The organism is Pseudoalteromonas sp. Scap25 (assembly GCF_013394125.1).
Lineage (GTDB): Bacteria > Pseudomonadota > Gammaproteobacteria > Enterobacterales > Alteromonadaceae > Pseudoalteromonas.
On the sequence record NZ_CP041328.1, the window covers coordinates 381047 to 406050 of the forward strand.

Here is a 25004-nt window from a genome sequence, read left to right on the forward strand (position 1 = left end):
TCCTTACTTAGGCGTATTTAATTTTGATTGTGTAGATTGCCAATTTGAACGAATTAGCATTTCGAGTTCGTCTACAACATCTTTGATATTTTCTTGTGCGCGCATTAACGATTCTCTACTCGCTAAACTGTCAGACGCTTTTTGATCAAAAATAGTATTAAACGAGGATGAACTCGCAGTAATTGCTGAGCTGTGATTAATAGGGTAGCTCATGACTTGGCGACCAAAGGCGCTTCTTACGTCTTTAACTATGTCACGTTGTGAGTGATTACCTTTTACATAATTGGTAACCAAAAATTGCATAAAGTCCCAACCATCGTGACCAAGAGCTGCAACGGTATGATAAATCTCACCTAAACGTTTTAAATATTTATTATTAGCATCAAAGTCTACCGCTTCAGGATGAACCGGTATAAGCATCGCTGTAGAAGCCATTAATGCATTATAAAACATAAAGTTAAGAGTAGGCGCTGTATCAATTAGTAAAATATCAAATTCATCTTTTACTGGCTCGATAACACGCTCTAACAGCTTATGGTAATGGCGAGTTTGCTCATAGTTTGAGGTGTCTTTAAGCAACGTTGCAGTTTCGTGTTCAAAATAAAAATCATCCATACCTGAGGGTAAAACACGAATATTAGGAATATGAGTTGGTAAAAAAGAGTTTGAAACAAATTCAGACCAGGTTTCTCCTTCTTCAAGATCAATGCAGTCACGCATTAAATCACCAACAGTAATTGGATCGGGCTCAGAAGATGGGAAAAAGCTAGATGATGACCCCTGTGGATCTAAATCGACAATGCCAATTCGGTAACGCTTGATGTTAGTAGTTGCAAGTGCTGCAGCAATATTAACCATGCTCGTTGTTTTACCACAACCACCTTTTAGTGAATTAATAACAATAACTTGGAGTTTGTCTGTCGGTGCACGATGATCGGGTTTTATATCCATTATATCGGCCATGGCAAAAATATTAACCAACGTATAAGCGTAATGACCGTTTGCACCGCGTTTTATGTTTAAATCGTCAAAATCACCATTGTCATGGCGTCTTTTTAAGGTACGATTATTACAACCAAGTAAATCAGCAGCGGCTTTTTGGGTGTAGGTTCTTAATTCTTTTTCTTCAGATTTAAGATGGGCGCGGTAATGTTGAATACGTCCTTCTAGTGATTTTTCAGCAACTTCTGCGGTTGCTTTCAAAAGTCGGTAGGTATCTAGCGCATTATTATTGATAGACATACTTTATTCCTCAAAGTTAGGCGTTTAGTATAATGTCCATTCAATTAGCTGTAAACAACTATTTAAGGCGACATGCATTTTAAATACATGACATATAAAATAATTTTACGCCTTTAATATTGCTTAGTATAAATAAAGAAGTTTAAGTATGGTTAAATATATAAGGTATTAAAGGCTAAGGCCTTAAAATATACATATAACATTATGATTTATATAAACAATGTTAAAAAAACTGGATCAGTATTGTACGTGGTTAAGATCAGATCCTTATCTACTAGCAGATCACCTTTTTACTAAGCAAATATTTAGCAGCTTAGTTACGCACAGGTTAAGCACTGAGTTACTCACAAAATAGATGCTGTAGATCATGTTTTTACTAAGTAAATTATAAAGTTATGCACCCACCATCAGGAATAATAAGCGGTTTAATTAGTATAGATCTGATCTGTAGTAAGTACAGATCAGATCTATGCTAACTGGAACTAAACTTATCCACAGGCCTCTCATTTTTACTGTCATTTGTCGTGCTAAATTTAAAAAAAAACACTTTGCAATGGACAAATTTATTCTTCAGTTAGTAAAAATTCGGTTTATTAAAGCCTAGTTAGTAAAAACCTGATCTGAAATCTCATGTTTTAACTTTTTCTTAGTAAAATATTGATCTGTGCATTTTATTTGAAGTCAGATCACTTTTATACTAACTTAAACATTTAACTTTTGTGGCTTTATGTGTTGTTATTAGCTGTCACAATAAAAACGGAAATAAAAACCATGAGCCGAAAGGTCAACATCTCGGTAGATAACTTGCCCGATACACTTAGGGGCCAAATTCACGGGGTGGAAAGTGCAATTGATAACGAAAGCTTAGCACTATTTACAGATAATAAAGATGTGCGAATTTCGATAGAAAATGCAGCCCATGGGTTACGCGCTTACTCTAACACATTTAACCATTATGATCTGTGGGGACGCTTTGTTCGCTCAGGACATAAAAAGCTGCCACTTGAAGAAGCCCCTAAAAAAACCATAATTACACGTAAGATATCTGAAAAAGTAGACGGTATTTTATACGATGGTGAAATTAAAATAACACCGGCTGTGGTAAGTACTCGTAAAGATGGTGAAGACGTAGAATACTTAGTTTGGCCATCAGATAGAGAAGAAAAAGTTGAGCGTGCACTTATTCGCCTTGCTTCAAAAGGTAAAATAGTAAAAATTAATTTTAAGTCCGGTATTCAATATGCCGTTGTGTTTTCTATGAACGAATTAGCACAAGAACTTAAAGCGGTAGGTCAATCTATGCCTTACCCACAAATTAAAGAATCGCTCGAAGCATTACAAGGTTCAAAACTTTCTTTTAAATATTCTGCTACTGACACTAAAAACTCAGATATTGATGATTCGTTCTACGAGTCGAATATGAACTTTTTATCGTCTTTACACTTTAGTGGTAAAAAAGGCCAAGGCGGAAATGTTAAATGTGTAGCGTGTTTAAATGCGTTTGTTCATAACATGATAGATAACCTTGAATATAAAGGTTATTATTTTAATAGTGCTCAAGAGTTAAAGCGCGGATTATCGCGTTGGATGATGCTACGTTTATATCATTTATGGCGCTATGCTGCCCCAGGAAAAACATACCATTTTAGACTGCTGTCTATTATGGAAAAATATGGCTCTATCTATTCAACTGATGATATTACCGAAAATAAATTAAAAGCACTGCGCCGTGATATGACTACCACGATGAAAGATTTAATAGAAAAAGGAGCAATATCTGAGTACAGCATTACTAATGTAAAAGATGATAAAACAGGTAATATTGTAGATTACACTTATGAAATGCACCCATCTGATCAGTTTTGTGATGAGATACTGGCATTAAATAAACATAACAAGCGTATAGAGATACAAGGTGGTAAACGCATTGTTGAAAATGCAGTATTAATTGATGAAGATAAGCTGGAAGAAATTGTAGAAAAATAATTATATTAATTTTTACCAGTAGTTATATTAAAGGCCACATTAAGTGGCCTTTTTAACATAATTACTTTGTTACTTGTTCTAAATATAAACGGTCTACCAGAAAGTCATACTCACGTTTTCGTGGATGTGATAACGGTTTTTCGTAACTCGGCAGTTGGCCATACTTAACATCGGGTTGTGGGTTTATAAGAATAAAAGGTAAGGCCGCACTAACATGATAACGATTTTGAGCCGTGTATCTTACATTAACTTGTGGGCTAACTCGGGTAGGGCGCCTAATTCGTAATTTTTCTTTTTCACCTAGACTGGCAACACGAACTTGCTCTTGAGCAACCAATGATTGCCATTTTTGCTGATCAATCATTCTTGGGTTTTTATACCCAGCGGACTTTTCGAGCATTTCAAGAGCCATCTTTTTTGTGAGTGTTTTAGTTGCGTGTTTATGCATCCAAGTAAAACGAACTGAAAAAGGGGATTCGCTTTCGCTATGAATTTTACGATAAGCGGCAAGCGTAATTAAATTTGGCATAGCATTATGTACGGCTTCAAATCGAGCATCGTTATTGTCTATCGCCAAAATACAATTTTTAAATGCCGCTTTTGCATTATTAACTTGAGCAATCCGATCAATAATAGCTTGTTTATTAGCGTCTTGTATAATTAATAAACCAGGGTGGCGCTTTAATACGCGACTACTCAGACCAGGCTTTTTATACATATCAGAAAAAGAATTTAAAATAGCCTTATGTGCCAGTTCCCCTGTAATTTTAGATACTGCAATCGACTCGGGAATTATATTTTCATCCACACTGCTTATTTCTGGCAGTTGATAGTATTCAGCTTTAGCAAACCCATACTCTTTAAGTTCCTCAATTAGCCTAAGCGTTAACTCATTGAGTAAATCAAACTGACTTCTAATTTGTACCTTCGTAACCATAACACCAACAAGAACACATCTTACTATTTAGTTATTTTCGCAAATAACCTTTTCTTTTGGTAGTTACTTTTTAAATATTATTCTAATGCCAAGATTGAATTCAAATCAGATTAAGTATGATGTGTTCTTTATTGTTGGTGTGATCATTTTAATAATAATATTTTCTAACTAACTAATAGTTATATATAAACGCAGTATGAAGTAGTGGGTATAACCAGCAGAACTACTCAGCTAGCATATATATTTGAAACTACATAACTGACGGCTGATATATTTAATTTTAACTGTAAAGTTAAGAATACATATAGTTGATTTAAGTATGATGTGTTCCTTGTGTTAACATTATCTTATACAGCTTAGCTAAGTGGCTACAAGCAAAGCTTAATAAATACCACTCTTACTATTTATCCTACTGTTTTATAATGTATTAGTGTTCTTTATTTATATATTTATTATCAATAAAATAGTTAAATCATAGATAATAATCCTATTTAAATTTAACTAATAACTAAATAATTCGTAAATAGTCGATTTAGTCCTTGAACAAAGCCCTCTGCATACGTTAATTTCAATACATCAGGTAATAGGAATGAGGAATGAACATGCAATCGTGGAACCCAAATAGTTGGAGAGAACTGCCAATACTGCAGCAGCCACAGTACCCAGATCAAGACGTATTAAAATCGGTTGAAGGCCAGCTTAAAAGCGCACCGCCTTTAGTGTTTGCAGAAGAGACTAGAAGTTTGTTTAAACAACTTGAAGATGTGTGTGAAGGCCGCGCATTTTTACTTCAAGGTGGTGACTGCGCAGAATCATTTAGTGACTTTAACGCTGCAAATATTCGCGATACATTTAAGACCATTTTACAAATGGCTGTAGTACTAACCTATGGCGGTAAATGCCCAGTTGTAAAAATTGCACGTATGGCAGGTCAATACGCTAAGCCACGCTCAGCCGACTTAGAAATAATAGACGGTGTTTCGTTACCATCTTACCGTGGTGATATAGTAAATAACTTTGAGTTTACTGAAGAAGCACGTATTCCAGACCCCCAGCGTTTAATGACCGCGTATCATCACAGTGCGGCAACACTCAACCTACTACGTGCTTTTGCACAAGGTGGGCTTGCTGACTTACATCAGGTTAACCGTTGGAACATGGGCTTTGTTGCTGCTAATCCACAAAAAGCAAAATACCAACAGCTGGCAGATAAAATTCAAGACGCTTTAGAATTCATGGAAGTATGTGGTATTAATTCAACTATAGCGCCAAGCTTAAAAGAAACAGATTTATATACATCACACGAAGCGTTATTGCTAGGCTATGAAGAGGCATTAACCCGTAGAGACCATTTATCAGGCGACTGGTACGATTGTTCAGCGCACTTTGTTTGGATTGGTGAGCGTACACGTCAGTTAGACCATGCTCATATTGAATTCTTTAAGGGCATTAAAAATCCAATAGGCGTTAAAGTTGGCCCAGGTATGGATCCTGACGAACTTATCCGTTTAATTGATGCACTAAACCCAGATAACATTCCTGGCAGGTTAACGCTCATTACACGAATGGGTGCAGATGTATTACCAGAGAAGCTACCAGCGCTTGTTCGCAAAGTACAGCAAGAAGGGCGTAAGGTAATTTGGAGCTCAGATCCAATGCATGGCAATACAGAGAAAGCCAGCTCAGGTTATAAAACTCGCAGCTTTGATAACATTATGCGCGAAATTAGTCAGTTCTTCGCTGTTCACAAAGCTGAAGGCTCATACGCAGGTGGTGTTCATTTAGAAATGACCGGACAACACGTTACTGAATGTACCGGTGGTGCATACGGTTTATCAGATGATGACTTAGCGCAGCGTTACAAAACTCAATGTGACCCTCGCTTAAATGCCGACCAAGTATTAGAGCTTGGCTTTTTAGTTGCAGACCTTTTAAAGGATGCTCGCAAGTAATACACCTTCTTAAAATGTTAAAAGCCGCTATTATTTAGCGGCTTTTTTGTGTCCTGGGCGCAATTACATGCTTAAATCACATGTTAGTTTGTTAGTACTTACGGCGCTCAAGACCTGTATCAGAAATGATTTTTGCTGAGATCTCTTCAACAGAATGGTGGGTAGAATTTAAATGAGCAATTTTATGCTTCTTATAGAGCATTTCTACTTCGCGCACTTCAATACGACACTGTCTAATTGATGCATATTTTGAATTTGCCATTCGTCTATCTCTGATCGCAGCCAGTCTCTCAGGGTCTATAGTTAAACCAAACAGTTTATGCTTATAAGGCACTAAGCACTTGGGTAACCCTTCGCTTTCTAAATCATCTTCTGTGATCGGATAGTTAGCCGCTTTAATACCGTATTGCAGGGCTAAATAGAGGCTTGTTGGCGTTTTACCGCTTCGACTAACGCCAACTAAAATAATATCAGCCTCAGCAAAGTTTTTAATATTACCGCCGTCGTCATTCATTAAAGCATAGTTAACTGCATCAATTCTAAAGTCATAACTTTTTTCGTGTATTGAATGGGTTCTATGTACTTTAGGTACTGGGGCAACGTTTAATTCGCTTTCAATTTTTTCGCTATAGGTTGTTAAAAAGTCATACGAGACAGCATCTGCAGAGCGAATAATTTCCGATAATTTATGGTTCACAAAAGTAAAAAACACTAGAGGCTTCTCACCTTGCTTAGACGATGTGGCGTTAATAAGCGCTTTGATTTCATGCGCTTTTTCTTCGGTTTCTACAAAAGGAATTGTTTTATGATTAAATTCGACAGGAAATAAAGACAAGGTCGCATGACCAAACACTTCAGATGTGATTGCCGTACCATCTGAAATATAAAACGCAGTTCTCATAAAGCCTCTTTTTTATTACATTTAATTTTAAAATAAGTGTATCACGGTTTACGTGAGGACGTTTGCCAGTGTAGAATGGGGGCGACCTTTATAAAAGGTTTTCTTTCTTAACTCTCACAGTTAGTACTACAATTTGTTTTTTGGAGAAAGATCCGTGCAAGAATACGTTCTCTGGTATCAAGAGCTTGGTATGCAAGATGTTCCTCGAGTTGGTGGTAAAAATGCCTCACTTGGTGAAATGATTTCAAACTTAGCTAACGCAGGTGTGCAAGTCCCAGGTGGTTTTGCTACAACCTCAGACGCTTTTAACGAGTTTTTAGAACAATCAGGACTCAACGCAAAAATTCACGACATTTTAGATACTCTTGATGTTGATGATGTAAACACACTCGCCAAAGTCGGCGCCGATATCCGTCAGTGGATTATCGATACCCCATTCCAACCTAGTCTAGATAAAGCAATCCGCGATGCATACAGCCAACTTCATGGTGACGCTTCTGCAGATGTTTCATTCGCTGTTCGTTCATCAGCTACTGCTGAAGATATGCCAGACGCCTCGTTTGCAGGCCAACAAGAAACGTTCTTAAACGTTGTTGGTATTGATTCTGTAATGACTGCTATTAAACACGTATTCGCTTCGTTATTTAACGACCGCGCTATTTCTTATCGTGTTCACCAAGGCTACGATCACCGTGGTGTAGCGTTATCAGCGGGTATTCAACGCATGGTACGCTCTGATAAATCAGCATCAGGTGTAATGTTCAGTATTGATACTGAATCGGGCTTTGAAGATGTAGTGTTTATCACATCAAGCTATGGTTTGGGTGAAATGGTTGTTCAGGGTGCGGTTAACCCTGATGAATTTTATGTTCATAAACCAACGCTACTTAAAAACAAGCCAGCTGTAGTACGTCGTAACATTGGCTCTAAAGCCATTCAAATGATTTACTCTCAAGACAAAGCTCATGGCAAACAAGTAGAAATTGTTGACGTAGACTCAGCACTTTCAAACAAATTTTCGATTACAGATGAAGAAGTGCAAGATCTTGCCAAACAAGCTGTAATCATTGAAAAACATTACGGTCGTCCAATGGACATCGAATGGGCAAAAGATGGTAACGATGGCAAACTATATATAGTTCAAGCCCGTCCAGAAACTGTTCGCTCAAACGAAGACACAAACGTAATGGAACGCTTCCAACTAAATGGCAGCAGCAATGTTGTTGTTGAAGGCCGTGCAATTGGTCATAAAATTGGTAGTGGTGTTGTACGTGTACTTGACTCAATCAAAGAGATGGACCAAGTACAAGTAGGTGACATATTAGTTACCGACATGACAGACCCAGACTGGGAACCTATTATGAAACGCGCGGCTGCGATTGTTACAAATCGTGGTGGTCGGACATGTCATGCTGCAATCATTGCACGTGAGTTAGGTATTCCAGCCGTTGTTGGTTGTGGTAATGCAACAGACTTAATTAAAGCTGGTCAAGAAGTTACTGTATCATGCGCCGAAGGCGATACTGGTTTCATCTACGAAGGTATTTTAGACTTTGAAGTACTTACTTCACGTGTTGATGAAATGCCTGAACTTCCAATGAAAGTGATGATGAACGTAGGTAACCCAGATCGCGCATTCGATTTTGCACGTTTACCACATTCAGGTGTTGGCCTTGCGCGCGTTGAGTTTATCATCAACCGTATGATTGGCGTTCACCCTAAAGCGTTATTAAATTTTGATGCACAAACAGATGCATTAAAAGCAGAAATCACAGACATGATTGCCGGTTACGAATCACCTGTTGAATTCTATATTGGTAAACTAGTAGAAGGTATTTCTACCTTAGGTTGTGCGTTTGCACCAGAGCGTGTAATTGTTCGTATGTCTGATTTTAAATCAAACGAATATGCTAACTTAGTGGGCGGCCAGCAATACGAGCCAGAAGAAGAAAACCCAATGATTGGTTTCCGTGGCGCTGCACGTTATATCTCTGAAGACTTCCGTGATTGTTTTGCACTTGAGTGTGAAGCTATAAAACGCGTAAGAAACAGCATGGATATGACCAACATCGAAATCATGATCCCATTCGTACGTACCCTTGAAGAAGGTAAACGCGTTATTGAATTACTTGAAGAACATGGCCTTAAACGTGGCGAAAATGGTCTTAAAGTAATCATGATGTGTGAGCTTCCGTCAAATGCATTAATGGCTGAAGAATTCTTAGAATACTTCGATGGTTTCTCTATCGGTTCTAACGATTTAACACAGTTAACGCTTGGTCTTGATCGCGACTCAGGTTTAATTGCTCACCTATTTGATGAGCGTGACCCTGCAATCAAAAAGCTACTTTCTATGGCTATTAAAACAGCCAAAGAAAAAGGTAAATATGTAGGTATTTGTGGTCAAGGTCCTTCAGATCATGAAGACTTTGCAGCATGGTTAGTAGAGCAGGGCATTGACTCTGTTTCGCTAAACCCAGATACAGTACTAGAAACATGGTTATACTTAGCAGACAAACTTGCTAAGTAAGTTACCTCGTTAAAAAATGCCAGCAACTGCTGGCATTTTTTATGGCTAAAAATTAATTTTTTGCTAATTTTTTATCTAAGTAGGCACATGAACGAGTCAGTGCTTTTTGGCACCATGTTAAATACCCTCTAGCTTTAGGGTAATACATAGAAAAGCAGAATAAGCCTGCAATAAAAAATATTAACGATGGCCCTGGCACCACAGCAAACAATAATCCGAGTAAAATAAACACTGTTCCGCTGATCTGCATTAGTAGTTTTTTCATATAAACCTCATAGTAGGCGTTTAACTTGATTATAATTGCAGCTGCTCATATATCGATAAAAAGAGTGTTACAAACTGTAAAATCTTCAATTTCTATTAGCCATCGCCATGATATAATTACACAAATGCATTAATAAGCGCCGCCATGATAGCAACTATTACACAACAAGATGCCGCGACCGAGCTTGTCGCAAATTATTTAAATACTATAAAAAATCAAGGGTTTACTGGAGATACAGACGCAAGCTATGCAACCAGACTCACAGCGTCAACCGATAACAGTATTTACCAGCAGCTTCCGCAAGGTGTTATTTTTCCTAAAAGCGAAAAAGACATTCAAGTTGCTCTGCAAATAGCATCGCAAGACCCTTTTTTATCGTTAACTTTTGGTCCTCGCGGTGGCGGCACAGGAACAAATGGTCAATCTTTAACGCCTGGTATTGTGGTTGATTTATCACGTTATATGCGTGAAATCCTCGAGATAAACGTTGAAGAAGGTTGGGTACGAGTTCAAACCGGTGTGATAAAAGATCAACTTAACGACTTTTTAAAACCGTATGGATTTTTCTTTTCACCCGATTTATCTACCAGTAACCGCGCCACTATTGGCGGCATGATCAGTACTGATGCATCGGGGCAAGGCTCCTTAGTTTATGGCAAAACCAGCGACCATGTTTTAGGGCTAACCACCTATTTAGTTGATGGCACTGCAATGTCTACCAGTCCGATAGACATTGAAAAAGCAAAAATAATTGCCGATCAGGAATCCTTAATTGGCAAACTCTACAAAACAGTATTAGACATATCACTTAATGAACGCGACGCTATATTAGCCAAATTTCCACGGTTAAATAGATTTTTAACCGGTTATGACCTAGAACATGTGCTAAGTGAAGACTTACAAACTTTTGATATGAGCCGCTTAATAACAGGATCAGAAGGCTCTTTAGGCATAGTTACTGAAGCAAAATTAAACCTAACACCTATCGCAGAATTTAAAACCCTCATAAATATAAAATACGACAGTTTTGATTCTGCGCTTCGCCATTCACCATTTTTAGTTGATGCCCGCGCAACTTCAGTTGAAACTGTTGACAGCAAAGTATTAAATCTTGCTCGTGAAGATATTATTTGGCACTCAGTATCGGACTTAATAACTGATGTACCAAATAAAGATATGCAAGGACTCAACATGGTTGAGTTTAATGCCGTATCTCCAGAAGATATAAAAGACAAAGTAGACACATTATGTAAATTATTAGATGAATGTGTAGCTAATCAAACTAATGGTGTTATTGGCTATCAGTTAACCAGCGATAAAAGCGATATACTAAAAATTTATGCAATGCGTAAAAAATCAGTGGGTTTACTAGGCAATGTAAAAGGCAGCCAAAAACCTCTCGCATTTGCAGAAGATACAGCCGTTCCACCAGAAAATTTAGCCGATTACATTGTTGAATTTAGAGCACTACTTGATAGCTATAATTTACAGTACGGTATGTTTGGGCATGTTGATGCGGGCGTTTTACATGTTAGGCCAGCACTGGATATGTGCGACCCGGAACAAGAAAAATTACTGCGCACTATTTCAGATGAAGTAGTAAAACTCACCGCTAAATACGGTGGTTTAATGTGGGGCGAGCACGGTAAAGGTTACAGAAGTGAATACGGTCCTGAATTTTTTGGTGAGCATTTATTTACCCAACTACGAAAAATAAAATCGGCGTTTGACCCAAACAACAAAATAAACCCCGGTAAAATATGTACCCCGCTTGAAAGTGAAGACTCACTAGTTAGCGTTGATGGGCAAAAGCGTTCTTACTTCGACAAGCAAATTTCTATTGATGTTAAGACCAGTTTCAACAATGCAATGACCTGTAATGGTAACGGCCTGTGTTTTAATTATGATGAAAACTCGCCAATGTGCCCGTCGTATAAAGTAACTGGCGATCGCCGTAATTCGCCAAAAGGCCGAGCAGGGCTAATGCGTGAATGGTTACGTCTTCAAGAGTCAAAAGATGTTAATTTACTCGAGGTTGAAAAAGAGCTAAACAAAGGTGAAGTAATTACTTGGTGGGAGCGCTTTGTTCATAGCAGAGAGAAAAAACAAGGCGTTTACGATTTTTCGCATGAGGTAAAAGCCTCAATGGATGAATGTTTAGCGTGTAAAGCGTGTACCACGGCTTGCCCAATAAAAGTAGATGTGCCAACTTTCCGTGCCCGTTTTTTAAATTATTATCATAGTTATTATGCCCGCCCACTCAAAGATTACTTAGTGGGTAATATAGAAAACAGCGCACCATTAATGGCAAAATTTGCCAGAGTTATTAATCCAATTGTAAAAACATCATTAGTTAGTAGCCTCATTAAAAAAACGGTTGGCTATGTTGATACCCCGCAGTTAAGTATTCCAGCACTCAAAAAACGTGTAAACAAAGCGCAAACATTTAATTTAGAATTACTTAAAAAGTTAAGTGCCAATGAGCAAAATGATTATGTGTTAATTGTTCAAGACCCATTCACCAGCTTTTACGAAGCAGAGTTGGTTGAGAGTTTTATTACCCTAATTACTCAGCTTGGAAAAAAACCAATGCTGTTACCCTTTAAACCCAATGGTAAACCTCAGCACGTGAAAGGTTTTTTACATGAATTTAAGCTAACAGCAAAAAGTGCCGCAGAATTTTTAAATCAGCTTAATGATATTAATGCACCGCTAGTTGGTTTAGATGCATCGTTAGTAATGTGTTATCGCGATGAATATAATACAATTTTAGAAAATAACCGTGGTGACTTTAATGTGCAACTTGCGCATGAATGGTTAGAAACACTATCGTTCAGTACTTTAGAAGCTAAACAAACTGATACTGAATTTACCTTGTTAAGCCACTGCACCGAAACGACCGCGCTACCAAAAGCCGCAAGTGTGTGGAAAAATATTTTTGATCAGCTTGGTTTAACATTAAACACCACAAATACTGGGTGTTGTGGTATGGCCGGTACTTATGGTCATGAAGCACAAAACCAAGCAAACTCTAAAGCACTTTATGAAATGAGTTGGAAACCTATCGTTGATAAAAATAAACCTGAGCAACTTTTATCAACTGGCTTCTCATGTCGTAGCCAAGTAAAACGTTATGAAAAATTTAAGCCTAAGCATCCAATAGAGCTACTGGCAGAGTTAATTAAGTAAAATCTTGGCGCATAGTTTATTATGCGCCAAAATTTGAGTTTAATTTACTGTTCTAACAAGCCTAGCAGCTTGTGGATATTCTATATACGCAGTATTACCGCCGCCGATGTCATCATACTGGGTGGCTAATGTACCTGTAAGAAAATCAACTTTCCATGCAATTGATGAATAATTAGAATCTATAGAGGAACTCCAATACATAGCTATAAATCTTGTTTCATCGATAGAGTCTTTTCTAGATTGAATTGTACCAGGGAAAATATATTTATTTATAGCTGGACTATGACAACTATGCTCTATAATTGTCTCTAGTTCTTTTACATTTGGTAAGCGCCAATCTGTGTAACTAGCAAATGTTTCACTTTCAGCTATGTTTAACGCATTCCTCCATGTTAGTAGGGCTGATGAAGTATCACCTGAACAATTATTACTATCCCAAGTTTGACCTAAGCTGCATCTCATCCACATTAAATTTGTTTTTATGTCAGTAACTGTTCCATCACCATTGATACTAAAGCGCTCATTTGGGGTTGTCTTAATAATGCTTTCTGAACATTCTTGTGCTTTTGCTATAGAAAACGTAAATAGAGTTATAAATACAATTAGTAGAGTAGAAAAATTTATTTTTTTATTCATGTTATATCCCTTTAATTTTAATTTGACTTATTGATTTTTAACCAATCGAATATGACTTGCTTTTGTTTTAGACGTTTCTACTATAAAGTTATCTAAAGAATATTCATCACCAAAATTTGGTGGTGGTAGGAAAAAAATACCTATAGCAAGGTTTTGTTCGGGATAGGGAGTCACCTTAGAGGTCGCAGTCCAAAAAGGAAGATTAAAAGAAGTACTTGGGAAAAATGAGGTATCTATATTAGGAGTATTATCAGCTGCGGAAATTCCAAAGTCTCGAATTGATAATAATTCAGTTTGCGTTGGTAATCGCCAATCATTTTTCCCACAAAAATTTTGTTCATTAACCATATTAATGTATGAATAAGAATCACAGCTATCAATAGAACACACACCTTGGTTCTTTAAACCAGGATAACCCGCATTTTTTGAAGAGTCTGGATCGTACCAACTATATGTATGCTTTGGATCATGAAGAGCTTTTTCACTCGATTTAACCTCCCAAACTAATCCAGTAACGTTATCAAGTACACAAGACCAACTCTGTGAACTTTTATCGACTGGGTCTCCATTACTATCAAGTTTAGTAAAACTAAAACCGGCCTTTCCATCTTGATCATAGTTACTACTAATATCACGTCCAGATTGAGCATCTTCACCAACACTAGATTGACAATTCGGTAGTAACTTCCCCTCAGCATCGAATTCCTTAGCGCAGCGCAATAGACCAGTATCATTTATTTTACTGTTAATCAATGGCTTTATTGCTATATTTACAGTAGATATATCTGTTAGTCCTTCAGCATCTGTAACTGTTACTTGGAAAGATAGAACTGTTGATACAATTACAGAAGGTGCTATGAATTTTGCTTTTTGTTTATTTGAATTATTTAATTCAATTATCAACCCTGAATCATCAATTTGACTCCAAGTGTAAGTTAACAAAGAAATGTCATTATCATCACTGCTCAGTGAAGCATCTAATTCAACTGTTTCACTACTAATTGCAAAGTACGATTCACCTGCACTTGCTGTTGGTGGTTCATTTATATCGTTTATTGTAATTAATACAGTATCTTCGATCGAGTTATTAAAATTGTCACTCACTGTAAATTTGAACTCTAGCACTTCAGTATTACTAACAGCAGGAGATACAAAACCTGTTATTTTTTTATCATTATCATTAAGCGTAACGGGGGAGCCTGATATTTGAATCCACGAGTAGGTGTGTGCATTATCATCAATATTAGTTGAACCGATTAATTGCACTTCTGAACCTTCCTCGACTATCTGATTGGAGCCTGCATCTACGGTTAAAGGAATAACTGTTTTTTTTACAATTATTTTTACTGTATCGCTTGTTTGTGCATCAGAGTTATCTATAACAACTAACTTAAACTCTAATTCAGTTTCTTCTTCAAAGCTCGGCAGAGTAAAGCTTGTTTTTGAGGTATTATAATTTTGAAGATTAACTTTTTTACCCTTAATTTGCTCCCATAAAAATGAGACAATGTTACCGTCTTCGTCCGAAGCAACGCCATTTAGATTAACTACTTCATTGCTATTTACAATCTGGTCTGGACCTGCGTTAACAGTTGGAATTATATTACTATTCTTAGGCTGTTCTTTATCACCTCCACCACTACCACAAGATGCAACAGAAATAACAATAGCTACATTCAAAATAAACTTAACAATTTTATTCACTTAAATATCCTTATAAAAATAATTAGAAAATATATTACCACAATTTTAAATAACAGTGTTTACGCTTTTTTATTTGAAAAACTGTCTGCAATCGGTTTTGTACTAATACCATGAATAAATACACTAAATAAAATTGTGGTCATAGCAATGGTCGCAATTTGAAATTTATTTTCTATTTGTGTATCAATAACCATTAAAGTAAAAACAATCGAAGCCAATCCTCGCGGCCCAAACCAAGCAAACGTTAAACGCTCTTTTATTTTTAATGACGTATATTGCAGTGACAACATAACAGGAATTATTCTGATCAGTGTTGTACTAAGTAGCGCATAAATTATTATTTCAGTATTTAATTTCGGGATCACTAAATAAGCACAAACAAAACCGAATAAACACCAAATCATTAAAGAGGAAAAGTCAGCTATATGCTCTGAGTCTTCAATCAGCTCTTTGTTTATTTTGGTGCTCGCGTATTTATCAAATAAAAGCCCCGCTACAAATACGGCAATAAATCCACTTCCATGAAAATATTGCGTAAGTGAAAATACAGCCATAGCAAAACCCAATAGTAAAAACGGGCTAGTGTTTTGGGCAAAGTAATGTCGCTTCATTGCAAAGTTTAAACACGGAATAAAAACAGCAATACTTGCAAATGCAATTAATAATGCAACTCCCAACTCTCTACCAAATACACTTAACGTTTGTGTTGCAGTAATTGCAGATTCAGGATTTTTTGCGAGCAGAATAAATATTAAAAATATAGGCACACATAAGCCATCGTTTAAACCGCTTTCTGTATTAATACCTTCGCGTATTTTTTCAGGAACTTTTGTATTGCTTAATAATCCCTTACTTAACGCCGCATCGGTTGGGGTTAATATAATTGCGATAAGTGCTGCTTGAATTAATGAAAGCTCAGCAAATAAAAATAACGCGGTTACAATCCCGAGTAATAAAGTTAATGGTAAGGCAACAAATAAAAGTAAACTTGGGTATTGAAAACTATGCCTTAATACTCCTAATTTTGACTTTGCTGCATCGGTAAATAAAAAGATACTGAGCGTTAATTCTATAAAGGGCAGTAAAAACCGTAAGCCATTTTTAAAATTTTCACTTTCGTTCGGAGCTATCAATGCTAGCAGCATCCCCCCTATAACAAAAAACATCGGCCCAGTAATTTCTGTTTTTTCTAATTGGCGTAGTGTTGTAGAATAAATTAAAAATAATGCACCAATAAGAGCAATAATTAAGTATTCCATTAAATCTTCCTTTTTATTCCAGACTTTGCCCGTTCTTTAATATTTGTTTGAATATATATTTGATCGGTTGTGGCTATTTTTGCGTGGCCTAAATCTTCAGATAAATGTTTTAAAGGTCGAGTTTGTGCGTCATGCGTTGCACCGGTATGTCGAAGCCAATGTGCAGTGGCCGCTTCTAATTGTTCCGCGTCATCTTTAAAGCCATCATCAAGTAATGACTGCTGAGCAATATCAAAACTTTGTTGTACTAAACGTCGAATTTGTCTTACTGTCATACCACCTTGGCCACGAATTTTATGCACTAACGGGTCGGATTCGTCAACACGGGGCAGGGCAGGTAAACCACGGTATAACCGATAACGTTTTAAATACTCAAGAAAATCATCACTTAAAGTTACATCTCGTAATTTATTACCCTTACCCATTATACGTAAAAACCAAAAGCCATCGTTATCTTGCCAAAAATGAGACATAACAGGTGACCATTGTGGACGTTCTGATAATTCTGATATACGTAAATATAATCCTTTTAAACAGGCGAGGGTAAAAAGGTTTCTTTCATACTCTGGTTTTTGTTCGCACAGATCACGCGTTACACCAAATACGTATTCCCATTGAATATCGCTTAATGTATCGGGAATTTGTATTTGTGATTGTACAACCAAGTAGGGGCTATTTTTCTTAACCACAGGTACAAAGTTAGCGAAGGTTTTTTCTTCTAAAATAGCGAACTTGTAAAATACATTAAGTGCAGTAAACATTGCGGATAATGTTTGCTGACTCGCAATAGATTCTTTTTGCATGAAAGGGCGCCAATTTTGGTTTAACCGACGTACTCCTTGCTCATCTTTATAGCGCCACTGCACCGAAGTTGATGCCCACTTTTTATCCGGCTCGACCATAAAATCAACATACGCCTCAATATCTTCACGCTTTAAATCGAATACTGATTTTTCAGCTATAAGCCATGACCACAAATAAAATCGTTCTAATTCATTGCGAAAACGACTATAAGTTGCTTCTGATTTTCGGCCATAAACATATAAAAACTGGTATAAAAAATTTAGATCGGCCTTTGATTCAGTTACAGTCAAGCTGACTTGCTGTATAAAAGAGGCTAGTTCTGGATATTCTGATTGCAGTGTATTATCTTCAAGATGAGCTATTTGATAACGTAATTGTTTTAATGTATCGACCAGAGCAACAAGCATAATAGTAAAATATATAAGAAAATAATAGACTTATAGATTAACCTTAAAGTCCGATACTGTCTAGTATTGGACATAACGAAATTTTGATATTTATGCTAAATGCAGATTTATTAACCATATACCTTATTAAAGGAAAAATCATGAAAAAATTACTTCTGTTGAGCATGTTAGTTATTAGCGTTTTATTAGTAGGTTGCGCTACTACAGGCAGTGCTTCTCCTGGAGAAAAACGTGCTTTAGTACAAAGTATGAAATCGAATACATTAACTGCTTTATACGAAAAAAAACCAGATGTTAAAACTCAAATTGCAAACTCTGCCGGTTATGCTGTATTTGATAATGCCAATGTAAACGTTATTTTAGCCAGTTTTGGTGGTGGGTACGGTGTAGTAAAAAATAACCTAACCGGAAAATCTACCTATATGAATATGGGCGAAGCTGGTTTAGGCTTAGGTTTAGGTGTTAAAGATTTCAATATTGTGATGGTTTTTCACGATCAAGCAGCGTTAAATAGATTTATTAAACATGGTTGGGCGTTCGGTGGTAATGCCGATGCTGCTGCAAAATACCAAGATAAAGGTGGCGCTTTAGTTGCCGAAGCTCTTGCTGACCAAGTTACTGTTTACTCTTTAACCGAAAGTGGCCTTGCACTGCAAGCTGTTTTAAAAGGCACTAAATTTTGGGTAGATTCTGAGCTAAACTAAGCTATCAAAACCCTATCATAAGTGGGCTAGTTTTATGGATTACGCCCACTTTAATTTAATTCACTCAATTTAACATAACGTAATTTATGGGTAGTTAACTATCAGCTATCAGCTATCAGCTATCAGCTATCAGCTATCAGCTATCAGCTATCAGCTATCAGCTATCAGCTATCAGCTATCAGCTATCAGCTAAAATAATTTTACGCTTATAGAATCCAATATACGATGTTTATTATTCTCTTTTCATTTTTTAACGAATAGCAGAAAACATGTATAAAACATTTAAAGCATAAAATAAAACTTAGAACACTTATTTATCTGACCTAAAAAACCAGCTTTTAAATATAATTAAAACTTAAACACTTTAATATAAAGGCTTACACTCTTTCATTTATATCACTTGAGATGGTTATTTTAATTTTTAAAGTTAAATTAGTTATATAACTTCAAATCAAAGTTATCAGCATTTAATTTATTATCAAACGCTTCAGCTAATTTCTCAGTTTCACTAAACACGGTGTTCCAATATTTAATACGAGTGTCTGCATCAAGATCGGTAAAGTCGTTTCTGTCTGGAATTTTTCCATAAGGTAAGCCGGCTATAAATTCTTTTGATGGGGTGATCATCACAACGTTGTCGTAATTTTGTGGTGCTACTTTACGTTTTAAGTTTTTATCAAACCACCCTGCTTTTGGCTCGCTATTAAAATGCGGATACAAAATTAAACCTGGATTATTAATTTTTAAATCAAAGTGGTAGTCAATTATTCCGCCATCGCGGTAAATTCCTGGTGGCGAACCGGCAATATTTTTTATACCTTGCATTACTAGTGGTATAGAGCCCGATGCCAATAAGGCATCTTTCAAATTTGTTTGAGTAAGTTCAATGTTTTGTGTTTTAAACTTATAACTGTCGGTAATACTTAAATTACTATTGGGCGCGCCAAAAATAAAACGCTCGTACTGAGCGCCTAATAATTTACGATTAACGCGGTTAAGCATATAACTTTTTGATAAACCCAAAAGCTGTATTAACTTATGTTCGCTGGCAATAAACCCGTTAGATTTTGCGACAATAAAATGCGCTTTAAAAACAGGATTATTTATAATTTCAGTAACGCCATCATCACCAAATACATCATCTAATAATGCGCGGGCTTTTAGTGTAATTTCAGCGGGCGTTGGTTTATTACTAGAATATCGGGTTTGTGAATACGATTTTGCTAACCGCTTAATGGCTGCAACTGGATCGTTTTGTGCAAAACAGGCTGAACGAAAAGCCCCAGCAGATGAGCCAATTAAATTAAGCGGTTGGGTGCGATGTTTAAAAAATTCGCCAAATATATATTTGTCTAAACCAAATAAGGTAAACCATTTAGGGCCACCACTTGCCCCTAAAAAAGAGGTAAAAATCTCGGGTTTAAAACCTTGTTCGTTTATTATTTTTGCTGCAGTTTTACCCGCATAAATGTCGATCATCTAAAAATACTACCTGTAGAGTCGCAGTTTAATGTTGTTAAAGCCAAATTTAAAAATGAATACTTATGCAACAACAAGTTTAAACTTTAATCTTAATCCCAAATTCCGTCTTCACATTTGCCCTGCACTTTTACGTTTTTTACCTTAAACTCAGGCTCTATGCCTTTGTCTCTTTGTGCGTGGTAGTCGTTAGTAACAGACAAAATAGTCGGTGTGAGTAGTATAATAGCGATTACGTTTACTACTGTCATTAACCCTAGAGCAATATCAGCTAAATCCCATACTTGTTTTAAGGTGGCTGATGCGCCCCACAACATCATTGATAAATAAAGCAAAGTATAAATACTGCGCCCTACTTTGTTATCGAGCTTAAATAAGTGGAGGTTACTTTCGGCGTAGGCGTAGTTAGCAACTACCGAGGTAAAAGCAAATAAAGTAATGGCAGCGGCTACAAAATACACGCCGCCTTGCGCTAAGTGTGAGGTCATAGCGCTTTGTGTTAAGCGTATGCCTTCCATTTCACCGCTTATATCTATATCGGCCAATAAAATAATAACCGCGGTACAACTGCACAATACGATGGTATCGAAAAACACCCCTAACATTTGTATGTAGCCTTGTGTCGCTGGGTGGTTTGGCATTGGACTGGCACTAGCCGATGCATGCGGCACACTTCCCGCGCCAGCCTCATTAGAATATAAACCGCGTTGTATACCATTTTTAATGGCTGCACCCATGGCGCCTGCACCAGCTTCTTGCAAGCCAAACGCTGATAAAAATATATCTTTAAGCATGGCAGGTACTTGGGTGAAGTTAATCAGTGTAATTACTACAGCAACAAGCACAAACACGATGCCCATAACAGGCACTACTCGCTCGGCGAATCGGGCAATGGCTTTAAAGCCACCTAAAATAATAGAGCCTGCTAAAAGTGTGATCACAACACCTGAGTAAAAAGTGGGTATTTCAAATGCGTAATTTAGTGCATCAGTAATGGTGTTGGTTTGCATGGCGCTAAAGGTAAAGCCGTAACCTAAAAACAAACAGGCGGCAAACACAATAGCAAATGCACGACTGCCTAAGCCTTGTTGAATATAATACGCAGGGCCACCTCTGAATTCGCCATTGCTGTCGCGAATTTTATATACCTGGCCTAAAATACTTTCTGCAAATCCGGTTGCCATACCTAGTATAGCAATAACCCACATCCAAAAAATGGCACCGCTACCACCGAGTGATATAGCCACAGCCACACCGGCTAAATTACCTGTGCCTACTCGAGCACACAGCCCAGTACAGAGCGCTTGAAATGATGAAATATCGTTTTTATTACACTTACTACTGCCTTTTAGCAGGCTAAACATGTGCTTAAATTTAACTAATTGAATTGCTTTTAAGCGTACTGAAAACCATATTCCGGTAAATAGGAGAATGTAAATAAGTACTTGCCCTTCGCCCCATAAAAGGCCATTGACACTTTTTACTACGATATCGAACATGGGCTAATCCTTTTGTATTTATTATGTTTTTACTCAGCGAGTAGTTGAGTAATTTGCATTTAATAATGCATGTTAGCCATAGCTTAGCGGAGCTAAGCTGCCTTAGAATGTTGACTTAGAGGTAGGTTATTTACTTTGCAGGTGTATACCCGCAATCATGCATCTAACCGAACCTCCCGCCGACTCTATGGTTGGTATAGGTAACGGAACAAGTTTAGCTGTTTTTTGTATTGCTGCTTTTTGCTCGGTTGTAAGTGCATTAAACGCCGTTTGTGAGAGGGCTAAAATACGACCATTTGTACCTTGTAGCTCTATTGCATTGCCGCAAAAGCTATTTATTTGCTCATTAGTTAAGTTTATTACTTCTAAATGGCTTTGTATAAAATGGCTAGTTAATTGTTTGTGCTGACTATTTGGCACCATATTTAAGCTGATCATGGCAAACTGTGTGGCTACACACATCAATACATTAGTATGATAAACCGCAGTACCTTGCTCATCGTAGGCGTTAAACACAACAGGTTTTAGCTTTAATTGCTCGCATACTGTATTAACTACAGCTTTATTAGTGCGCTTCGATTCTACTGCATAAGCAAGCTTATGGGGGTGGTCAATAACAAGCGAACCTGTACCTTCTAGAAATGCATTTTCTTTCGATAAAAATGAATAATCAGTCACAGAAAACACTTTATAGTGATTAGTCAAAAAATCAATAATATCTTTTCGATATTCTAACCTTCTGTTTTCTGCGTACATTGGGTACATAACTAGCTCGCCACTTTGATGGGTAGAAAACCAATTATTTGGAAACACAGAATCGGGCGTGTGCGTATGTTCGTCTTCAAAAAGATGAACTGTTACGCCCTCGTTTTGTAATAATTTGACCGCATTAGTTACTTCGTCAAAGGCAAGCTGACTCTGGTTTTGTGAGTTGCAGGTACTTTGAAACGTATTGTCTAACATAGTTTGTGGGTTAGATGTAAAGTGATGCGGGCGCACCATCACCACCGCTGTCGGTGCTTGCTTTATGTGGCTCATGCGACTTGCTCTTGCTTAGTTGCTTTTGATGTTTGTACACTATTAAGTACCGAAAATAAATTACGCGGATCAGCTCGTTGTGTAATTAAATCAAGTAGTTCAAACTCACCCGCAACCACCAGCGCGTCTTTAATATAAATCAGCGCGGTAAAGTCTTCGCTCGCAAAACCTACCCCATCAAAAATAGTAAGCTCGTCGTTACTTGTACGCCCAGGTGTTTGTTTATTAATTACTTTATGAAACTCGGTCACTGCAAAGTTTTCGGACATTTGCTGGATTTCGCCCTCTATTCTGGTTTGCGGCTCATACTCTACAAACACATTTGCGCGCCCTAACAATTGCGAATCAAGCTCTGTTTTACCAGGGCAATCGCCACCAATCGCATTAATATGAACACCTTGCGGGATCATATCGCTGGTTAAAATAGCGACATTTTTTTTATCGGCTGTGCAGGTTGTAATAATGTGCGCACCTTGTACGGCTTCTTCTGCGTTATTGCATATAGTCACATTTAAACCATAGCCACTTAAGTTGTTGTAGGCTTTTTTAGAGGCGTTTTTATCAATATCGTATAAACGAATGTGGGTAATGCCTAATACGGCTTTAAAAGCCAATGCCTGAAACTCAGACTGTGCACCATTACCAATTAATGTAAGCGTTGTTGAGTCTTTGGGTGCTAAATACTTTGCCACAAGCGCCGATGTAGCCGCTGTGCGTAAGGCCGTGAGTAAGCACATTTCGCTGATCATAACCGGATAGCCGCTATCAACATCCGATAAAATACCAAACGCGGCAACGGTTTGAAGTTCCTTAAAGGTGTTTTTTGGATGACCATTTACATATTTACAGCTAAACATTTTACCGTCGCTTACGGGCATAAGCTCTATTACGCCATCCGGAGAGTGCGCCGCATAACGTGGCGATTTATCAAATTCGTTCCAGCGAGCAAAGTCGTGTTCTAATCTTTGGGTAAGCTCAAGCAATACGTTTTCTATTCCGACTTTAGTTATAAGTTTAGCCATTGCCTGTACGCTAACAAATGGAACACCTTGTTTTGGCTCTGCTATAAAATGACTCATAAACACCTCTTTAATGACTATATAAGTTAATTGAAATAAGTTTATAGGCCAGAGGTGACAGTTAAAATGCCAAAAGTTTATACAAATAATGTTATTTTTTAGCAAATTGCTATGCAATAAAGTACAAATTTAGTAATTTGTAATAAACACATAACCCAAGGCGTTTTATGACCCCTTACATTTACGACTCCTTAGATAACGCATTAATAGCCGAATTACGAAAAGATGGCCGCGCTTCTATTTCAGCCCTAGCCGATGTTTTAAAGGTGTCACGCGGGACGGTGCAAAATCGCTTAGACCGTTTAGTTTCATCCGGCGCTATATTAGGCTTTACGGTGCGTGTACATGAACACATAGAAACCGAGGCTGTAAGAGCAATAATGATGGTGGAAGTGGTGGGAAAATCTACATCGCAGGTAATTAAAACCCTGCGCGGCATACCAGAGCTAACAAAGTTACATACAACCAACGGCGCTTGGGATTTAGTGGCTGAAATACAGGCTGCAAATTTAGGTGAGTTTGATGGCGTACTTAGACAAGTGCGCGAAATAGAAGGCATTTTAAATAGCGAAACCAGTATATTATTATCATCTACTTAGGTTTTATTAACGCCATGTTTTACTTAAAGTATTTTAGGCAATACTCGGTTTATTTATTAGGTAATGGAGTAGGCAATGAATAAGCTTTCTATTCGGTATTATTCGCAAGATATAAAACGCCACCAGCACAATTACCATCAACTTGTTTTACCCTTACACGGTGAAATTTTCATAACGTTAAATAATGACTTTAAAACAACAGTTAGTACGGGTAGTTGTATCGTTATAGAGAAAAACCTAGTGCATGCCTTTACGGCCGATGAAGCCGCACGTTTTATTGTGGCAGATTTAGACGCGCTCCCTGAAAACCTTATTAACCTTTTATACCCTAAAATCTCAATAGATAGCCGTTTATTAAGTTACTTACAGTTTATAGAGCAGCAACTGCTCGTTGTTAGCGATGAAAAGCTTACTAATTCAACCTTTGATTTATTTTACTTATTACTTTGTAAGCAAAGCAGCCACAGTAATATTGATAAGCGAATAGATAATGTAATAACCACTGTTAAGCAAAATTTAGCCTACCCCTACACGTTAAAAGAGCTGGCCGATATAGCCTGTTTAAGCGTTACGCAATTTAAAACTGTGTTTAAAAAAAGTACCACTATGAGTGCACTGCAATATTTAACTATGTTGCGAATGCAGCACGCTCGCGCCCTTTTAACCCATTCAGACTTACCGATTGCTTTAGTAGGCGAGCGCATTGGTTATAACGATGCCTCTGCGTTTAGCCGCCGGTTTAATTTATACTTTGGGCAGCCACCTAAAGCGTTTGCAAAGCAGTAATATAGATA

19 protein-coding genes are annotated in these 25004 nt (G+C 37.3%); 7 read left to right on the forward strand and 12 right to left on the reverse strand.

The annotated features are described in order from the left end of the window. Positions 1 to 3: 3 nt before the first annotated feature. On the reverse strand, positions 4 to 1242 hold the full coding sequence (locus FLM54_RS17135) for an AAA family ATPase (protein ID WP_178957084.1): 1239 nt from the start codon (positions 1240 to 1242) through the stop codon (positions 4 to 6). Positions 1243 to 2013: 771 nt separating this feature from the next. Between FLM54_RS17135 and FLM54_RS17140 the strand changes: the two genes are divergently transcribed. Beyond that, positions 2014 to 3228: a hypothetical protein gene (locus FLM54_RS17140; protein ID WP_013463357.1), complete on the forward strand. Its 1215-nt coding sequence runs from the start codon at positions 2014 to 2016 to the stop codon at positions 3226 to 3228. A 61-nt stretch (positions 3229 to 3289) separates the two neighbouring features. Here FLM54_RS17140 and FLM54_RS17145 read toward each other — a convergent pair whose 3' ends face one another. Continuing rightward, positions 3290 to 4165 carry a DNA replication terminus site-binding protein gene (locus tag FLM54_RS17145; protein WP_178957085.1) on the reverse strand — a complete coding sequence of 292 codons (876 nt, stop codon included), beginning with the start codon at positions 4163 to 4165 and terminating at the stop codon, positions 3290 to 3292. Positions 4166 to 4767: 602 nt separating this feature from the next. On the opposite strand from FLM54_RS17145, the gene FLM54_RS17150 reads away from it, so the two are divergent. After that, positions 4768 to 6117, forward strand: a complete 1350-nt coding sequence (locus tag FLM54_RS17150) for a class II 3-deoxy-7-phosphoheptulonate synthase (protein ID WP_178957438.1) — start codon at positions 4768 to 4770, stop codon at positions 6115 to 6117. A 91-nt stretch (positions 6118 to 6208) separates the two neighbouring features. On the opposite strand, the gene FLM54_RS17155 is transcribed toward FLM54_RS17150, so the two are convergent. After that, positions 6209 to 7018 carry a pyruvate, water dikinase regulatory protein gene (locus FLM54_RS17155; protein ID WP_008108730.1) on the reverse strand — a complete coding sequence of 270 codons (810 nt, stop codon included), beginning with the start codon at positions 7016 to 7018 and terminating at the stop codon, positions 6209 to 6211. Positions 7019 to 7172: 154 nt separating this feature from the next. Between FLM54_RS17155 and ppsA the strand changes: the two genes are divergently transcribed. After that, positions 7173 to 9548 (forward strand): phosphoenolpyruvate synthase, encoded by a 2376-nt coding sequence (gene ppsA / locus FLM54_RS17160; protein ID WP_008108727.1) that lies wholly within the window; start codon positions 7173 to 7175, stop codon positions 9546 to 9548. A gap of 52 nt (positions 9549 to 9600) precedes the next feature. Here ppsA and FLM54_RS17165 read toward each other — a convergent pair whose 3' ends face one another. Continuing rightward, entirely contained in the window at positions 9601 to 9813 is a 213-nt protein-coding gene (locus FLM54_RS17165) for a PGPGW domain-containing protein (RefSeq protein WP_178957086.1), read from the reverse strand. Positions 9814 to 9957: 144 nt separating this feature from the next. Here FLM54_RS17165 and FLM54_RS17170 point away from each other — a divergent pair, with 144 nt between their 5' ends. Continuing rightward, positions 9958 to 13002, forward strand: coding sequence for an FAD-binding and (Fe-S)-binding domain-containing protein (locus FLM54_RS17170; protein WP_178957087.1), 3045 nt, complete (start codon positions 9958 to 9960; stop codon positions 13000 to 13002). Positions 13003 to 13041: 39 nt separating this feature from the next. Here FLM54_RS17170 and FLM54_RS17175 read toward each other — a convergent pair whose 3' ends face one another. Genes FLM54_RS17175 through FLM54_RS17190 form a run of 4 tightly spaced genes read right to left on the reverse strand, consistent with a single transcriptional unit; the run spans position 13042 to position 17812 of the window. Then, positions 13042 to 13638: a DUF1566 domain-containing protein gene (locus tag FLM54_RS17175; RefSeq protein ID WP_178957088.1), complete on the reverse strand. Its 597-nt coding sequence runs from the start codon at positions 13636 to 13638 to the stop codon at positions 13042 to 13044. A gap of 27 nt (positions 13639 to 13665) precedes the next feature. Further along, complete coding sequence (locus FLM54_RS17180) at positions 13666 to 15342, reverse strand: DUF1566 domain-containing protein (RefSeq protein WP_178957089.1); 1677 nt, start codon at positions 15340 to 15342, stop codon at positions 13666 to 13668. Between the two features lie 59 nt (positions 15343 to 15401). Beyond that, complete coding sequence (locus FLM54_RS17185) at positions 15402 to 16601, reverse strand: sodium:proton antiporter (RefSeq protein ID WP_178957090.1); 1200 nt, start codon at positions 16599 to 16601, stop codon at positions 15402 to 15404. After that, complete coding sequence (locus FLM54_RS17190; protein WP_008108719.1) at positions 16601 to 17812, reverse strand: tyrosine-type recombinase/integrase; 1212 nt, start codon at positions 17810 to 17812, stop codon at positions 16601 to 16603. The genes FLM54_RS17185 and FLM54_RS17190 overlap by 1 nt, the downstream gene beginning before the upstream one ends. Positions 17813 to 17952: 140 nt before the next feature. Between FLM54_RS17190 and FLM54_RS17195 the strand changes: the two genes are divergently transcribed. Beyond that, a complete protein-coding gene (locus tag FLM54_RS17195; RefSeq protein ID WP_178957091.1) occupies positions 17953 to 18516 on the forward strand; it encodes a YSC84-related protein in 564 nt (187 codons plus the stop codon). A gap of 432 nt (positions 18517 to 18948) precedes the next feature. Here FLM54_RS17195 and FLM54_RS17200 read toward each other — a convergent pair whose 3' ends face one another. The 4 genes from FLM54_RS17200 to FLM54_RS17215 all read right to left on the reverse strand — a co-directional run bounded on the left by FLM54_RS17200 (position 18949) and on the right by FLM54_RS17215 (position 23611). Then, a complete protein-coding gene (locus FLM54_RS17200) occupies positions 18949 to 19995 on the reverse strand; it encodes a patatin-like phospholipase family protein (RefSeq protein ID WP_178957092.1) in 1047 nt (348 codons plus the stop codon). A 92-nt stretch (positions 19996 to 20087) separates the two neighbouring features. Continuing rightward, positions 20088 to 21494: an alanine/glycine:cation symporter family protein gene (locus FLM54_RS17205; protein WP_178957093.1), complete on the reverse strand. Its 1407-nt coding sequence runs from the start codon at positions 21492 to 21494 to the stop codon at positions 20088 to 20090. A gap of 126 nt (positions 21495 to 21620) precedes the next feature. Continuing rightward, positions 21621 to 22532: a citrulline utilization hydrolase CtlX gene (gene ctlX / locus FLM54_RS17210; RefSeq protein WP_178957094.1), complete on the reverse strand. Its 912-nt coding sequence runs from the start codon at positions 22530 to 22532 to the stop codon at positions 21621 to 21623. Next, positions 22529 to 23611 (reverse strand): ornithine cyclodeaminase, encoded by a 1083-nt coding sequence (locus FLM54_RS17215; RefSeq protein WP_178957095.1) that lies wholly within the window; start codon positions 23609 to 23611, stop codon positions 22529 to 22531. The genes ctlX and FLM54_RS17215 overlap by 4 nt, the downstream gene beginning before the upstream one ends. 167 nt (positions 23612 to 23778) lie before the next feature. Here FLM54_RS17215 and FLM54_RS17220 point away from each other — a divergent pair, with 167 nt between their 5' ends. After that, a complete protein-coding gene (locus FLM54_RS17220; protein ID WP_054201566.1) occupies positions 23779 to 24210 on the forward strand; it encodes an Lrp/AsnC family transcriptional regulator in 432 nt (143 codons plus the stop codon). A gap of 75 nt (positions 24211 to 24285) precedes the next feature. Further along, the gene (locus FLM54_RS17225; RefSeq protein WP_178957096.1) at positions 24286 to 24996 is read left to right on the forward strand and encodes an AraC family transcriptional regulator; all 711 of its coding nucleotides are present in this window, start codon (positions 24286 to 24288) and stop codon (positions 24994 to 24996) included. Positions 24997 to 25004 lie beyond the last annotated feature (8 nt).

Coding starts and splice junctions, on each gene's coding strand:
- FLM54_RS17215 (WP_178957095.1), bottom strand. CDS start 23,611: ATGAGTCATTTTATAGCAGAGCCAAAACAAGGTGTTCCATTTGTTAGC.
- FLM54_RS17200 (WP_178957092.1), bottom strand. CDS start 19,995: ATGATCGACATTTATGCGGGTAAAACTGCAGCAAAAATAATAAACGAA.
- FLM54_RS17190 (WP_008108719.1), bottom strand. CDS start 17,812: ATGCTTGTTGCTCTGGTCGATACATTAAAACAATTACGTTATCAAATA.
- FLM54_RS17185 (WP_178957090.1), bottom strand. CDS start 16,601: ATGGAATACTTAATTATTGCTCTTATTGGTGCATTATTTTTAATTTAT.
- FLM54_RS17165 (WP_178957086.1), bottom strand. CDS start 9,813: ATGAAAAAACTACTAATGCAGATCAGCGGAACAGTGTTTATTTTACTC.
- FLM54_RS17145 (WP_178957085.1), bottom strand. CDS start 4,165: ATGGTTACGAAGGTACAAATTAGAAGTCAGTTTGATTTACTCAATGAG.
- FLM54_RS17195 (WP_178957091.1), top strand. CDS start 17,953: ATGAAAAAATTACTTCTGTTGAGCATGTTAGTTATTAGCGTTTTATTA.
- FLM54_RS17205 (WP_178957093.1), bottom strand. CDS start 21,494: ATGTTCGATATCGTAGTAAAAAGTGTCAATGGCCTTTTATGGGGCGAA.
- FLM54_RS17175 (WP_178957088.1), bottom strand. CDS start 13,638: ATGAATAAAAAAATAAATTTTTCTACTCTACTAATTGTATTTATAACT.
- FLM54_RS17220 (WP_054201566.1), top strand. CDS start 23,779: ATGACCCCTTACATTTACGACTCCTTAGATAACGCATTAATAGCCGAA.
- FLM54_RS17225 (WP_178957096.1), top strand. CDS start 24,286: ATGAATAAGCTTTCTATTCGGTATTATTCGCAAGATATAAAACGCCAC.
- FLM54_RS17170 (WP_178957087.1), top strand. CDS start 9,958: ATGATAGCAACTATTACACAACAAGATGCCGCGACCGAGCTTGTCGCA.
- FLM54_RS17155 (WP_008108730.1), bottom strand. CDS start 7,018: ATGAGAACTGCGTTTTATATTTCAGATGGTACGGCAATCACATCTGAA.
- ctlX (WP_178957094.1), bottom strand. CDS start 22,532: ATGAGCCACATAAAGCAAGCACCGACAGCGGTGGTGATGGTGCGCCCG.
- FLM54_RS17140 (WP_013463357.1), top strand. CDS start 2,014: ATGAGCCGAAAGGTCAACATCTCGGTAGATAACTTGCCCGATACACTT.
- FLM54_RS17150 (WP_178957438.1), top strand. CDS start 4,768: ATGCAATCGTGGAACCCAAATAGTTGGAGAGAACTGCCAATACTGCAG.
- FLM54_RS17135 (WP_178957084.1), bottom strand. CDS start 1,242: ATGTCTATCAATAATAATGCGCTAGATACCTACCGACTTTTGAAAGCA.